Below are 16,312 nucleotides of genomic sequence, written 5' to 3'. Positions count from 1 at the left end.
GTTCCCTGTTCCCTGTTCCCTGTTCCCTGTTCCCTGTTCCCTAAGATAAAAATTACCTGTTGAAAAGTTATCAAACATCGTCTAAAGTAACTTTTCTAACCAGTGAATATAGCTACTAATAGAATGGTCTTTAATCCGAGCAGATAAGAAGTTTAATTTCCATCGAGAACTTAATCTTATTCTTTGCGGAGCATAAAAATAACCTTGCCACCAACGAGGTAGAGAAGGTACGATATCAAGACCGTAGATAAAGTGACGGGTTTGAGGGACACGTTTATCATAGGACTGATAGAACTTCTTATTACCTACTTTCGGTGCGCCAAAGGTATAGACTTCAAGGGAAGATAGTTGAGAATTAAAATTATATTGCAGATCAAGAGCGCAGATCGTAGCTAAAGCACCGCCTAAACTATGACCGGTGACAGTCAGACGAGAAACCTGATTAGTTTGAATATAATCATGAAGTTGATATCTTACAGACAAGTAAGCATTAGAAAAGCCCCGATGAATTAAAGCTCCGGAGCTTTGACCTGTAGAGTAAGGATATACTTGTTTATATTCAGCAATAATTCCTTTGTCAATAAATTGTTGAGAAAACTCTTTTCCTTGCTTGCGGAAATTTAAATTTGTTTTCCAATCTAAGCGGGATTCACTGCCACGAAAGACTATAGTAGTTTCATAGGTATCACTTAAAATCGCCACTTGAGTATCAGTCGCCTCTATATTAATGAGATATGGAGGTGAAGACCAGTTAGTAAAAAAACCAGAATTAGAAATCACCTCAAACTTGTGATAAATTTCTTGAGAAGCGAGTGCCATTTTCAGGACTTTAGAATTATTGATATCCATAGGTGAGTAGTTACTTGATCAAAGTTTTTCCTAGTGTTTAATCTATTGACCACTTGACCTAATTGGCGTTAGAACATCAACTCTCAAACCCTGATTATGTCAAGTTTTTGTCATCTTATCACCTATTTAGCCCAGAAAATGCCAAGTAACAAAATAATTCTCTGGCTTTAGATGGTTGACAAATTACTTATCTTATGCAGTCACAATATAAGATAAAAAATTACTCCCACTATGCGATCGCCCACATTCTACAGGGGAACCAGAATATATAGATAGCGATCGCACAATATACCGGAATAATACCAGCCGCCATAAGTACTAGGGAAATATGGGTATTAATTTATGTCATATATTTTTAGGCTAAATGTAACCAAATAGTGGTACTATATGTTTCACATCGTGTATATAGCAATCCTAAATGATTCATGAACAATTTCTGTTCCCTGTTCCCTGTTCCCTGTTCCCTTTCCTCACTGATAATTTCTCAACTCAAATAGGATGACTATAGTTACCCAAAATACAGCACTTTTCAAGTAAATAAAGTACACACCTTAATATCATAAATCTTGTGGGGTGGGCATCGGTGCCCGCCCTTCTATACCTCACTCAGATAAAATGCGCTGTATCATCAAATAATTATACATTTTTGTATGCGATTATACCTTATTAGCCAATAATTATCATCAATGCAAGCCTCAGAAACTAAGTTACAACATATCATTGAAGGTACAATACAGTATGTAGTTCCCTTATTTCAACGAGCTTACAGTTGGAAAAAATCTGAATGGCAGGTGTTATGGGATGACATTGCAGAACTCTGCTCATTAGATCATCCTAGGCCTCACTTTATGGGTTCTATTGTTACCATGCAAACCGCTTCAGGTCCTGAAGAAGGAGTAAATAAATTTTTACTAATTGATGGACAACAACGCCTAACTACAAGCTTTATTCTCCTCTGTGCTTTGCGAGATAAAGCAAAGCAATCTAGAAATAAGCAACTAGGTGAAGAAATCCATCAAACCATTCTGGTTAATCACTACAAAAAGGGTTCAGATTATTATAAATTAATGCCTACACAACTAGACCGTACAGCATTTTATCGCATCATTAATAATGAATCACCAATTGAAAATAATGTAATTTCGGAATGTTATTTATTTTTTGAAAGAAAAATTAGAAACAGCAAGTTGGAGGTTGAAAAAATCAAAAGAGTTATATGTAACAACCTCTCTGTTGTCAGTGTTAAACTTAGCAATGAAGATGATCCATATTTAGTGTTTGAAAATCTTAATGCTAAGGGAAGACCTCTTACCGAAGCTGACTTAATACGTAATTATTTCTTTATGCGGATTGATGTGGAGACGCAAGAGGAAGTTTATAAAAAATACTGGTCTCCTATGGAAGATATTTTAGGCGAAAATTTGACAGAATTTGTCCGTCATTATCTGACAAAAAGTGGTAAGGAAATTAAGCAAAATCAAATTTATTTTGAAATTAAAGACCTTATTAGCAAAGGAGAAGGAGATGCAATTTCACACCTGAAAGACTTATATATTTTTGCTAACTACTATGCAAAACTTTTAAACCCTGAAAGAGAAGAAAACGAAAGTATACGCAAATATCTACATCGTATTAATCGCTTAAAAACATTTACAGTATACCCCTTCCTCCTAAATTGTTATGATGAGCTATCCCAAGATAGAATTTCGGAAGAAGATTTTGTGACGATTTTAAAAATAATCGAAAATTTTATATTACGTAGATTTATTTGTAATATTCCAACTAGAGGTTTAAATAGAGTTTTTGCCTTACTATATTCACAGGTGAGCAAAGATTCCAATTTAGCCGCAGATAGTTTTTTAGTCCGGTTAAAATCAGATTTACAAAGCCGTAATTATCCAAAAGATGAGGAATTTAAATTACGACTAATGGATGTGAATTTATATGGTGGTGAAAATCGCTATGAAAAAGCCAAACTAATTCTTGAATCTGTGGAAGAATATTTTCAACATAAAGAGCAGGTATCTTTTGATAAGCTTTCAATTGAGCACATTATGCCACAAACTTTAAATGATTGGTGGAAACAACATTTGGGTGAAGATTGGGAGTCAACCCATCAATTACTTATTCATTCTCTAGGAAACTTAACACTTACAGCTTATAATGGTGAGCTTTCTAACGATGATTTTCCTAAGAAGCAGACTCACTTCCAAAAGAGTCATTTAGAATTAAACAAGTATTTTCATAATAAAAAATCTTGGTGCAGAAAAGATATTGAAGCAAGAGGAGAATACCTAGCTGACATTGCTTTGCAGATATGGAGTTACTTTGGTGATGAGTCAAAACCATCGCCTCAATCTCGGAGTAGTCGTAAATCTCGGAGTAGTCGTACCACTCCTAAGCTGCTTCATATATTTGAACAAGAATATCCTGTAAAAAGTTGGCGGGATGTTTTGGAAATTACATTGAATAAAATTATTGATAGAGAACCTGATAGATTTAGAGATATTATAGAACAATTTCCCCGCTTTGTAGGATGGGATGAAAAAAAATTTAGGGAATATCGAAAACTTGACAACGGGGCATTTTGTGAGGTTAATTTATCAGCAAACGACATCCGTGCTTTTTGTCAGAAAGCAATAGAAACAGCAGAAATTTCCGAGGAATGGTATGTTGATACAGTCGATGATAAGTAATGTAATATAGCATTTCCCATGCTCGTGAGGTACAAAGTTGTTTGGTTTCAGGGAACAGGGAACAGGGAATAGGGAATAGGGAACAGGGAACAGGGAACAGGTAAGAAGAATTGCCGTGTGTACTGAGTCTTGTTCAAAAATCAAATAGGAGTCCTATACTACTGAAATATTACCGACTTTTAACCATCCCCCCTAGTAAAACTGTAAATTTGCTGAGTTTCTAGGCGATCGCATATTGTCGAAGGTAGGGTATTAAAAGAGAAATTCTGACGGTCTAGCTTAACTTGCAAGTTACTTAAGGGGTCACTACCAGCAGAAATCAAAAATTCTAACTTATTCACGTAGGGTAAAGTAACTAAATTATCCAGGATTTGGAAAATTGCTTGTAAGTAAGGATGGCCATTTTGCCGATACCAATTACTATCAGCCACATTTGCTTGGTCAAAACCCAAATGTACTGTTAAAGACGACTGAGCAAACAGCGCCAACCCCAGAGGCCGCGCTTCTTCCTGTAATAATAGATGATTTTGTTTAGCTAACAGCCGCAGTTGTTCTAAACGTTCATAGCGTTGAGTGAATAATTGCTGGTCATCTTTCCAACTAATTGCGACTGTGACCAAGTAAGTCTGTAACAGCATATGACCCAGCTTTTGGGCTTTGGTGGCTAGGTAATAGGAATTATAATCATTAGCCTCAATCAATAACGGTAAGCGGTCAACCACTTGTAACCCATAACCCTTGAGTCCGGCAATTTTACGGGGATTATTAGTAATCAGACGAATTTTTTTAATCCCCAAATCCATCAGCATTTGCGCCCCCATCCCATAATCCCGCAGGTCAGCGGGAAAACCCAAGCGCTCGTTAGCTTCTACCGTATCTAGTCCCATATCCTGTAAAGAATAGGCTTTGAGCTTATTAATTAAACCAATTCCCCGCCCTTCTTGTCGCAGGTAAACTACAACACCTTGACCCGCAGCTTCAATCATTTTGAGTGCTGCTTTGATCTGCATCCGACAGTCACAGCGTAAAGAACCCAAAGCATCACCGGTTAAACATTCCGAGTGCATCCGCACCATCACTGTTGCATCTGGGAAATTAGCTGGGTTACCCTTGACAATGGCCACGTGTTCTGTATTATCCAGAGTATGGCGATAGGCGTAAATATCAAACTGACCGAATTGGCTAGGCAGTTTAGTGACCACCTCACGGTATATGAGGCGATCGTGTTGGAGGCGATAACTAATTAAATCGGCAATACTAACAATTTTCAGATTATGCTTTTGGGCATAATCAATTAACTCCGGTAACCGCGCCATGGAACCGTCAGGGTTTTGAATTTCACAAATTACCCCAGCTGGATATAACCCCGCTAATCGAGATAAATCTACAGCGGCTTCGGTATGTCCCGCCCGTTTGAGTACACCCCCCATTTTGGCACGAATGGGGAAAATATGACCAGGGCGGCGTAAATCTGTAGGTTTAGTCCCTGGGTTGAGGGCCACTTGGATCGTGCGGGCGCGGTCTTCGGCGGAAATTCCGGTAGTAACACCTAGTTCTGGACCCGCATCAATACTAACTGTAAATGCTGTTTGGTTAGTATCCGTGATGTTGGTTACCATTAATGGTAAGTCTAATTCGTCCAAGCGATCGCCTGTCATGGCTAGACAAATCAGCCCCCTAGCTTGCACCGCCATAAAATTAATCATATCTGGGGTAGCAAATTGGGCTGCACCAATTAAGTCGCCTTCATTTTCCCGATTTTCGTCATCTACTACCACAATGACACGACCTGCTTTTAAGTCTGCCAAAGCAGCATCAATGGAATCAAATTTAAAGGCTGGAGTTGAAGAGACAGTACTATCAATGTTGTCCCCGGTGGTCGGTACAACCGTGGGGGAGTCGTTCCCATTCAGGGGAGTAGAATCAGTCTTTCGTATAGGCTTAGGCTTTGACACAGAAAATTCCAGCTACCAAAAGTAAATTTTTCTTACAATTTCTTCTTTATAGATTGTAGCTTGTTTATTTGGATTACAACTAAATTGCCAGACTGATCAGCTATTTTAGACTTTTCCGGTAACACTTGGGAAGCGGAATACCGGCTAACTCTACTTAAATAAATATTGATCTAAATATTGATCTGTTGTCTATACAAACTGCTGATCTTTGGAGATAAATGTTGATTTTGTCTAGTAAAAGTGTAAAATCTTGCCACAACCTAGCATTGAGGGTAACGGGTGTATTGTTGTATGCCGTGCATTTTCTAGCTGATATTTGAGAATTAACCACCTTAACTAAAAACGGATGAGGATTTCATAATTATGGGTAATTTTAGACGCGTACCTGTGGGAATTGTTGGCGCGTCAGGTTATGGGGGAGTGCAACTAGTCAGATTACTGATGGAACATCCAGAAGTTGAACTAGTTTATTTAGGGGGTGAAAGTAGTGCTGGTCGGTCTTTTGCAGACCTCTACCCCCATCTGGCTCATCTGGTTAACTTACCAATCGAACCAGTGGAACCAGATGTCATTGCTCACCGGTGTGAGGTAGTATTTCTATCTCTACCCAATGGCCTGGCTTACCAAATTGCACCCCAATTGTGCGCCAAAGGATGTAAGGTACTGGATCTGAGTGCCGATTATCGATTTAGCGATTTAACAACTTATACTAATTGGTATGGGGGACAGAGAACAGATAACGCCATGGCCGCCACCGCAGTCTATGGATTACCAGAACTTTACCGCGATCGCATTGCTGAAGCCCAGCTAGTGGGTTGTCCTGGTTGTTACCCCACTGCGAGCCTATTAGCCCTTTCCCCCCTACTTAAACAAGGTCTCATCGTCCCTGAAAGCGCCATTATCGATGCTAAATCTGGCACATCAGGGGGAGGTAGACAGGGGAAAATTAACCTATTATTGGCTGAGGCTGATAACTCCCTGGGGGCTTATGGCGTTGTTAATCACCGCCACACCCCTGAAATTGAGCAGATTTGTAGTGATTTAGCCGGTCACGATGTCAAAGTTCAATTTACCCCCCACCTCATCCCCATGGTGCGGGGAATTTTAGCCACAGTATACGCCACACTCCGGGACCCTGGATTAGTGCGGGATGACCTGATTACCATCTATAAAGCCTTCTATCGTCACGCCCCCTGGGTGAAAGTCTGTGATAATGGTACTTATCCCCAAACTAAATGGGCTTGTGGTAGCAATCTTTGCTATATCGGCGTAGAAGTTGACCCGCGCACTCGCCGAGTGATTGTCATGTCAGCCATTGACAACCTGATTAAAGGACAGGCGGGTCAAGCTATACAGTGTTTAAACTTAATGATGGGTTGGGATGAAACCTTGGGACTGCCCCAATTAGGATTTTATCCTTAATGTGGGACATGGGGAATTTGTTTCCCCTCTCCCTACTTCGGTCCTAAACCTACAGTACCCGCATACACAGCGCGATCGCCCAATTCATCCTCAATCCGGAGTAAGCGATTATATTTCGCCACCCGTTCACTGCGACAGAGGGAACCAGTCTTAATTTGACCCGCACGGGTAGCCACAGCTAAATCCGCGATGGTAGTATCTTCAGTTTCCCCAGACCTATGGCTAATTACGGAGCGGAAACCGTTCCGAGTAGCTAAATCAATGGTTTCCAAAGTTTCTGTCAGGGAGCCAATTTGATTGAGTTTAATCAAAATAGAATTACCAGCCTTTACCTCAATCCCCTTTTGTAAGCGGGTAGCATTGGTAACAAACAAATCATCACCCACCAACTGCACCTGAGAGCCTAACTTTTGGGTGAGTAATTGCCAATTCTGCCAGTCTTCCTCATGTAACCCATCTTCAATGGAGACAATAGGATATTCTGCCACTAATTGACCCAGGTAGTCAATAAACTCAGCCGGAGCGTGGGGTTTACCATCATAAACATACTGTCCATTTTTGTAAAACTCACTGGCCGCTACATCAAGGGCCAAAGCTACCTCCTCGCCTGGTTTGTAACCAGCTTGTTTAATCGCCGCTACCAATAATTCTAAAGCCACCTGATTGGACTCTAGGTTAGGAGCAAAACCCCCCTCATCTCCCACACCAGTCAGTAAACCTTTGTCATCTAACACCTTGCTGAGAGTAGCAAACACCTCCGCACCCCAGCGCAAAGCTTCCCGGAAAGAAGACGCACCAATGGGGACAATCATAAACTCTTGAAAATCCACATTATTTGCAGCGTGTGCGCCCCCGTTAATCACATTCATTAAGGGTACAGGTAACAAATTCGCCAATGGTCCGCCTAAGTAGCGATAGAGGGGAATACCCAAGGCCTCCGCCCCGGCTTTGGCTGCTGCCAAGGAAATGGCTAAAATTGCATTAGCCCCTAAATTGGCTTTGTTAGGTGAACCATCTGTAGCGAGCATCGTCCGGTCTAACAGTTCTTGGTTGAGCACATCCAAGCCTAGTAATTTTGGTGCTAATACCCGATTGGCATTTTCTACCGCTTTGAGTACCCCCTTACCACCATAGCGGCTTTTATCCCCATCTCGCAGCTCGTGGGCTTCAAATGTCCCGGTGGAAGCACCACTGGGAACCTGAGCTACCCCCACAGCACCACCAACTAAATGTACTTCCGCTTCCACTGTCGGCCTCCCCCGGGAATCGAGAATTTCCCGGGCTACAATGGCTTCAATTGCAGTATCAATAAATTTACTCATCCGTGCTTCATCCTTTTTGCTCAGTCTGTCGTTAGGTTGAACTATTACAGTTTATTCATAACCCAATGGTTAGCATAAGGGGTACTGGGGCAAATTCCACTCAGATTAAACAAGATTTCCAATGTTGGCGCTGGGTGGGGCGATCGCTTTGCCCCCATTGTCTGATATCCTACTAAGTAGGATCAAGGATATGCTGGAATTTACCCCTTTCTTATTTTTTCCACTATGCAAGTCAAAAAACAACCCATTTATCAGTTCCTAGAAGGCAGAAATAAAAGTTTTGTCATCCCTGTATATCAAAGAGATTATGCCTGGAAACAGAGCAATTTATATAATACTAATGTACTTTCATTTAGCGATCTGCAAGCAGATCGCCTGTGCCAGCTGCGTCAGTCCTATTAATAACTTATTTTTCTATTAAAAATTTATATAAAAATAATTACATAAAATCGTTTTTTTGTTAAGATAAATAATAATATTTATCTGAGTTAATCTAAGTCAAACAAAAGGTAAAAAAGATTTTAGTAGCAAAAATTAGGTCAATTTAATAATTGATAAAAATAAATTATGCCGCGCATATTTGACAACATAGAATTACAATTATTGCCCATATTAAGAGATACACTTAAAGTCTCCTATAGAGCAGATTTTTGTGTTGGCTATTTTAATCTGAGAGGTTGGCGAAAAATAGATGATTTAATTGAACAATATATTGGTGGAGAACGCGCTTGTTGTCGGTTACTAATAGGAATGCAAACTTTACCTAGTGATGAAGTCCATGCTGTATTTACCCTTGGTACTGGTGAAGGAAAAATTGATAATAGTGCTATTGTTCGCTTCAAAAAACGCATGGCCTCTGAATTTCGTCAACAGTTAACTATTGGTGCGCCTACCAATGAAGATGAAACAGGGTTAAGGCGATTAAGTCACCAACTGAAAACAAAAAAATTAATTATTAAACTGTTTTTGCGCCACCCTCTCCACGCCAAACTATATCTTGTCCATCGCCAAGACCCGAACACACCCACAGTAGGATTTTTAGGTAGCAGTAACCTTACACTTCCCGGTTTGGCAAAGCAAGGAGAATTAAACGTTGACATTTTAGATCATGATGCTTGTAATAAACTCCAAAAGTGGTTTGACGACCGTTGGAAAGATTACGGTTGTATAGATATCTCCCAAGAATTAGGGCAAATTATTGATGAAAGTTGGGCAAGATCAGAATTAATTCCTCCTTATCATATCTACCTCAAGATTGCTTATCATCTTTCCCATGAAGCTATCGCCGGAATTTCCGAATTTCGCATTCCCCGTGAATTTAATAACTTGTTTGAATTCCAAAAAGCAGCAGTACAATTAGCAGCACGTCATGTTACCAGACGTGGGGGTGTACTGGTTGGGGATGTAGTTGGTTTAGGGAAAACCTTAGTAGGAACTGCCCTAGCGAAAATATTACAAGAAGATTGTTATTTAGAGACGCTGATTATTTGTCCTAAAAACTTAGTAGAAATGTGGCAGGAATATGTAGATAAATATCGGCTGTATGCTAAGGTAATGCCAATTAGTAAAGTCCAGAATCAATTACCAGAACTACGCCGATACCGCGTTGTATTAATTGATGAAAGTCATAATTTACGTAACCGGGAAGGAAAACGTTATCGGGCAATTGCCGAATATATCGCTGCTAATGAAACTAAATGTATTCTCTTATCTGCTACTCCCTACAATAAAACTTATTTAGACCTTTCTTCCCAATTGCGGCTATTTGTCCCAGAAGACGAAAATTTGGGATTTAGACCAGAAGCTTTAATTAATGAACTGGGAGGCGGAACTAGAGGAGAATTAGAGTTTATTAAAAAGCATCAATGTTCTGTACGTTCCTTAGCAGCATTTGAAAAAAGCGAACATCCTGATGATTGGCGAGAATTGATGAAACGCTACATGGTACGTCGGACTCGTTCATTTATTAAAGAAAATTATGCCCATGTTGACGAAGCTGGGCGTAAATATTTAAAATTTGCAGATGGCAGTCGTTCTTTTTTCCCAGACCGCATACCTCGTACCATTAAATTCACCTTAGAAAATGCCAATTCTGACCCATACTCTCAACTTTATTCGGCATCAATAGTCGAAGTAATTAATCAACTTAATCTACCCCGCTATGGACTTGGTAATTACATTAATTCCAAACATAAACAACCACCGACAGAATCAGAACAACGGCAAGTAAATAGTTTATTTCGCGGTGGGAGAAGGTTGATGGGTTTTTCCCGTACCAACTTATTTAAACGCTTAGAAAGTAGCGGTATTGCTTTTGTTCAATCAATTGAACGCCATATTTTACGTAACTTTATTTATTTATATGCAATAGAACAGGGGTTAGATATTCCTATTGGTACTCAGGATGCTGAACTATTAGATACTAGGAATAACGATGAAGATACAGATTCAGTTGCAGCAACTTTATTTGATACAGAAACAGAAGATGATGATTCTAATAACGATATTCCACAAGAAGAACAGGGAAATACAACTGTCACAGAAAAGAGTTTTTGTCAAAAAGCAGAATCAATTTACCAAGAATATACATCCAAATATAAAAAGCGATTTAAGTGGCTACGTTCTACATTATTTGACGTTAAAAGATTGAAACGAGATTTATTAGCAGATGCCAAATCTTTAATAAAAATATTACAGGAACTTGGACAATGGCAACTTCAGACAGATACAAAACTTTCAGCCCTAGTTAACCTTTTAACCAAAACCCACCCTCATGAGAAAGTTCTAATCTTCACACAATTTGCAGATACAGTTCATTATCTAACTGAGAATTTGCCAACTTGGAATATTACTAATGTGGCTGGAGTAACAGGACAATCTAAACATCCAACAGAAATTACCAGCAGATTTAGTCCTGTGAGTAATGGTAAACGAGAACAGATATCATCAAAACAAGAATTGCGCGTTTTAATTGCCACTGATATTCTCAGCGAAGGTCATAACTTACAAGATTGTGCAATTATTGTCAATTGGGATTTACCTTGGGCAATTATCCGTTTAATTCAAAGGGCAGGACGGGTAGACAGAATTGGACAAAATGCCGAAAAAATTCTCTGTTATTCCTTTTTACCAGCAGAAGGAGTAGAACGGATTATTAATTTACGGGGGAGACTTCGCCAAAGATTACAAGAAAATGCCGAAGTTGTAGGAACAGATGAAGCATTTTTTGAAGATGACGATACTCAAGTAATTCTTGATTTATATAATGAAAAATCGGGAATTTTAGATGGGGAAGAAGATGCAGAAGTAGATTTAACCTCAGAAGCATTTCAAATTTGGAAAAAAGCCACTGATAATAACCCAGCTTTGAAAAAGATAATTGAAGAAATGCCAAGTGTGGTTTATTCCACCCGCGCTCATACTCCCCAACCTGTGCAACCAGAAGGCGTACTACTGTACATGAAAACCACCGATGGTAATGATTCCTTAATTTATGTTGACAGGGAAGGTAACAGCGTTACTCAATCCCAATTGGGAGTGCTGAGGGCGGCGGCCTGTGCAGAATCTACACCAGCTATACCTAAAAATCAGCAGCACCATGAATTAGTGAAAAAGGGTGCGGAATTAATTGCCCAAGAAGAAAAAAATGCTGGTGGTCAGTTGGGAAGACCTTCTGGTGCAAGATTCCGTACCTATGAACGACTCAAAAGTTATGCACAGGAGATGAAAGGAACACTTTTTGTCACAGATGAACTGCTGAAAGCTATTGATGATATTTACCGTTATCCCTTGCGACAGTCAGCAATTGATACTCTCAATCGGCAACTACGAAGCGGTATCAGTAATCAGCAGTTGGCGGAGTTAGTGGTAGCACTGCGAATGGACGAACGCTTGTGTATTGTCAGTGAAGAAGTAGAGAAGCGAGAACCCCAAATTATTTGTTCATTGGGATTGTTTCAAGCGTAACAGGCGTAAACTAATCTTCACTTTTTTTAACATGACATATATTACACCTATTGTGTATAATTAAAAACTAACATTGCTAGTCACCATCAAAGTATTTGGGGACTATGGCTGGTTTATGCAGTTTCTTTATCTTAAATAATATGTCCATTGACTTCACCTCAAGCCGCGAACTGCTGCAAAATTTTAATTTTCAGGACTTATTCATCCAACAACTAGGGTGGGAGTCTCCAGGACGAGAAAAACCTGTGGTGATGGAAGTTGATGGCGAAAATTACACCCGTAGTAAAATAGCAGAATTAGCGGGGGCAGTTGTATTGCAAATTACCTCTGATTCTGGTCAAATACCTAATAGTCAGACCCTTGAGGCAATTTATAGAGAAATCGCTGAATTACATTTAGAAAATTTGTTAATTTTTATTGATAGTGAGCGCACTCAATCATTATGGTATTGGGTGAAGAGAGAAGGAAATAAAATTTATCCCCGCAACCATGTTTATACTAAAAGTCAAGCCGGTGATTTACTCTTAGGTAAAATTAGTGCTTTACGAGTTCCCATTGAGGAATTAGAAAATATTACAGTTATTGATATTGCAGAACGCCTACAAAGAGGTTTCGATGTTGAACGAGTAACCAAGAAATTTTTCAATGAATTTCAACAACAACATACTACTTTTTTAAGTTTAATTAAGGGGATTGATAATGAGGCGGATAGGCGTTGGTATACCTCGGTTTTACTGAACCGCTTAATGCTTGTCTATTTTCTCCAACGCAAGGGATTTATTAAGGGGTTTGCAGATGATGTTGATAATACTCTCTATTTGCAAAATCAATTACAAAAAAGTCAAGCAAGAGGTGAAAATTTATTTTTTCAAGAATTTTTAAACGCTTTGTTCTTTGAAGGGTTTGCGAAACCTGAAGAACAACGTCTTGAACCCGCTAAAGCATTAATTGGTGATGTTAAATATTTGAATGGTGGATTATTTTTAAAGCATAAAATTGAGCAACAATACAATAATATTTCTATCCCGGATTCGGCTTTTGAAAATGTATTGAATCTATTTGCTAAATTCTCTTGGAATTTGGATGATACACCAGGAGGTAATGATAATGAAATTAATCCCTATGTATTAGGTTATATTTTTGAAAAGTATATTAACCAAAAAGCTTTCGGTGCTTACTATACCCGTCCTGAGATTACCTCTTATTTATGCGACAGAACTATCAATAAACTCATTCTCGACCAGGTAAACCAATTAGTAGCACCCCGCAAGTTTGACAGTATTAATGATTTAATTACCAAACTAGATAGTAATTTATGTCAACGGTTACTTTATGATATTTTACCAAATCTTTCTTTATTAGATCCGGCTTGTGGTTCTGGTGCATTTTTGATTGCGGCACTGCAAACACTGATTTACATTTATTCTAGTGTAATTGCCACGATTGAAATTAGAATTAAAGATCCGAGTCTTAAACAGCGTCTAGATAAAGACAGAGCCGCACATATTTCTCTACAATATTATATTAAAAAGCAAATTATCACTAATAATCTTTACGGCGTTGACATCATGCCGGAAGCGGTAGAAATTGCCAAACTGCGGTTATTTTTAGAATTGGTTGCTTCTGCTCATACTGTGGATGAATTAGAACCATTACCTAATATTGATTTTAATATTATGGCAGGTAATTCTTTAATTGGTTTGATGCAGATAAATGAAGCAGATTATGATTCTTCTCGTCGGGGACAGTTGGATTTATTCAGTAAGACTTACAGTCAGTTATTAGAAGAAAAAAATCGCCTGATTTCTGCTTATCGTCATGCTAGTAGTTATAGTGAAGATTTACAAGCATTACGTCAAGATATTGATGCTAAAAAAGCAGAAGCACAAAATAATTTGAATAATATTTTGTTGCAAGAGTTTAAAAAATTAAGAATTAAATACGAGGAAGTACAATTAAATGGTAAATCACAAAAACGGGATTTAACACTGGCTGATATTGAAGCTTTTCAACCTTTTCATTGGGGTTACGAGTTTGATGAAATTTTACAAAAGAATAAAAAAGGTTTCGATGCAATTATTACTAACCCACCTTGGGAAATATTTAAACCTAATGCTAGAGAGTTTTTCCTTCAGCATAATGAATTAGTGAGAAAAACCAAAATGAATATTAAAGAGTTTGAGAAAGAACAAAAGAAACTTTTACAAACTCCTAAAATTGCTGAAGCTTGGTTACAATATCAGAGTGAATTTCCCCATGTCAGTGCTTACTATCGTTCAGCAGAACAGTATAAAAATCAGATTTCTGTTGTCAATGGTAAAAAGTCTGGTACAGATATTAATCTTTATAAATTATTTGTAGAACAATGTTTTAACCTATTACGCAAAGGTGGGGAGTGTGGGATTATTATTCCCTCTGGTATTTACACAGATTTGGGTACTAAGCAACTCAGGGAAATGTTATTTACCCAAACTAAGATTGATGCAGTATTTGGACTGTCTAACGAAAAATTTATTTTTGAAGGTGTACACCATAGCTTTAAATTCTGCTTATTAACTTTTGAAAAAGGAGGAGTGACAAATTCATTTAGGTCTGCATTTCGTATCGACCCACGAGAAGCTGTGCGAGTTAATGAAATTGAGCTATTTTTACAAAATCATGATGAACATATTAAAATTTCAGTGCCTTTAATTCGTAGATTATCACCTGATTCTCTTTCTGTGATGGAGTTTAAGAATGTAATTAATTATAGTATCGCTTATAAACTATCTAATCATTATCAATTAAGTGATGAAAATTCAGGATTTGACCACATTAAATTTACTCGTGAATTAGCTCCAGATTCTAAATCCCAAGTATTCCTTACTTCCCCTGGGAAAGATTTGTTACCTATTTTAGAGGGAAAAATGATACATCAGTTTACATCAGAATTCTCCACTACCTATAGGTATTGGATTAAAGAGACAAATGCTAGACAAATAATTTTGGGAAAAACAAAGGATGTAGGACAATTACTTGATTATAAAACCTATCGTCTTGGTTTTCGGAAAATAGCAAGTAATACAAATGAAAGAACAATGATAGCTACTGTTATACCTCCAAGTTTATGTTTGGAAAACCTTCAAACAGTGCAAATGTTTGATGACCAAGGTAATCAAATAGTTTCTTATCAAGAAATTTTGTATTTATGTGCTATATGGAATAGTTTTGTTTATGATTCAATTTTACGGTTAAAAGTAACCAATAATATTAATTATTTTTTTATATACCAAACACAAACTCCCAGTCTAACAGAAGGAGATAAATACTTTAACGACATAGTACAACGTACAGCTAAACTTATTTGTACCACACCAGAATTTGACGAACTCGCCCAAGAAGTAGGACTAGAATCTCATAAAAATGGCGTAACCAACGAAACAGAACGCGCCCAACTGCGTGCAGAACTAGATGGAATCATAGCCCATCTTTACGGTTTAACAGAAGCAGAATTTAGTTATATTCTCACCACATTCCCCATTGTTCCCGAACCAGTCAAACAAGCAGCATTAGCAGCTTACCGCACCTTTGCACCCATGACTGGAGATGCAGAAATTATCGAATTAATTCAACAGGGAGAAGGGGCAAAAATCGAATTCAAATCAACAGCCCGTTGGAATTTACGCGATAATAAACAAGATAAAGCAATGGAACATGAAATCGTTAAAACTGTTGCGGCATTTTTAAATGCAGATGGGGGAACATTATTAATTGGAGTAAATGACGACGGCGAACCCTTGGGCTTAACAAATGACTATCAAACATTGAGAAAACAAAATAACGACGGCTATATGCTGTTTTTAAATAATGATTTACTGTTAAGAGAAATAGGTAAAGATAGTGGTACACTATTCCAAATTACCTTTCATCAAGTAAGTGGACAGGATGTATGTCGAGTAATTGTTAAACCTTCACCCAAACCTGTATATGTAAAAGTTAAAGATAATAGCGGTAGAGAAGAAGAGGTATTTTACCTTCGCAGTAATAACTCCAGCGTTAAACTTTCAACCAAAGAAGCTGTAGAATATAGTAAAAATCGGTGGGGGTAAATTTTATTGTGCAA

8 protein-coding genes are annotated in these 16,312 nt (G+C 38.2%); 5 read left to right on the top strand and 3 right to left on the bottom strand.

Annotation, left to right across the window (positions count from 1 at the left end):
• Positions 1-81: 81 nt before the first annotated feature.
• On the bottom strand, positions 82-849 hold the full coding sequence (locus tag PN447_RS08845; protein ID WP_271762423.1) for a lipase family protein: 768 nt from the start codon (positions 847-849) through the stop codon (positions 82-84).
• 686 nt (positions 850-1,535) lie between these two features.
• Here PN447_RS08845 and PN447_RS08840 point away from each other — a divergent pair.
• Positions 1,536-3,545, top strand: a complete 2,010-nt coding sequence (locus PN447_RS08840) for a DUF262 domain-containing protein (protein WP_271762421.1) — start codon at positions 1,536-1,538, stop codon at positions 3,543-3,545.
• A gap of 179 nt (positions 3,546-3,724) precedes the next feature.
• On the opposite strand, the gene ribBA is transcribed toward PN447_RS08840, so the two are convergent.
• Complete coding sequence (gene ribBA / locus PN447_RS08835; protein ID WP_271762418.1) at positions 3,725-5,500, bottom strand: bifunctional 3,4-dihydroxy-2-butanone-4-phosphate synthase/GTP cyclohydrolase II; 1,776 nt, start codon at positions 5,498-5,500, stop codon at positions 3,725-3,727.
• A gap of 363 nt (positions 5,501-5,863) precedes the next feature.
• Here ribBA and argC point away from each other — a divergent pair, with 363 nt between their 5' ends.
• Positions 5,864-6,922, top strand: coding sequence for an N-acetyl-gamma-glutamyl-phosphate reductase (gene argC / locus PN447_RS08830; RefSeq protein ID WP_271762417.1), 1,059 nt, complete (start codon positions 5,864-5,866; stop codon positions 6,920-6,922).
• Positions 6,923-6,954: 32 nt separating this feature from the next.
• Here the strand turns inward: argC and eno are convergent, their stop codons facing one another.
• A complete protein-coding gene (gene eno, locus PN447_RS08825) occupies positions 6,955-8,244 on the bottom strand; it encodes a phosphopyruvate hydratase (protein WP_271762416.1) in 1,290 nt (429 codons plus the stop codon).
• A gap of 225 nt (positions 8,245-8,469) precedes the next feature.
• Between eno and PN447_RS08820 the strand changes: the two genes are divergently transcribed.
• From PN447_RS08820 to PN447_RS08810, 3 genes are all read left to right on the top strand, one after another.
• Positions 8,470-8,646 (top strand): hypothetical protein, encoded by a 177-nt coding sequence (locus PN447_RS08820; protein WP_271762415.1) that lies wholly within the window; start codon positions 8,470-8,472, stop codon positions 8,644-8,646.
• A gap of 165 nt (positions 8,647-8,811) precedes the next feature.
• Positions 8,812-12,210, top strand: coding sequence for a helicase-related protein (locus PN447_RS08815; RefSeq protein WP_271762414.1), 3,399 nt, complete (start codon positions 8,812-8,814; stop codon positions 12,208-12,210).
• A 140-nt stretch (positions 12,211-12,350) separates the two neighbouring features.
• Positions 12,351-16,298 (top strand): Eco57I restriction-modification methylase domain-containing protein, encoded by a 3,948-nt coding sequence (locus tag PN447_RS08810; protein ID WP_271762413.1) that lies wholly within the window; start codon positions 12,351-12,353, stop codon positions 16,296-16,298.
• The last annotated feature ends 14 nt before the right edge of the window (positions 16,299-16,312 follow it).

Origin of the sequence: Anabaena sp. CS-542/02, from assembly GCF_028331085.1 — a bacterium.
Classification (GTDB): Bacteria; Cyanobacteriota; Cyanobacteriia; order Cyanobacteriales; family Nostocaceae; genus Anabaenopsis; species Anabaenopsis arnoldii.
The sequence above is the reverse complement of the archived record's forward strand: the minus strand, read 5'-3'. Positions and strand labels throughout refer to the sequence as shown.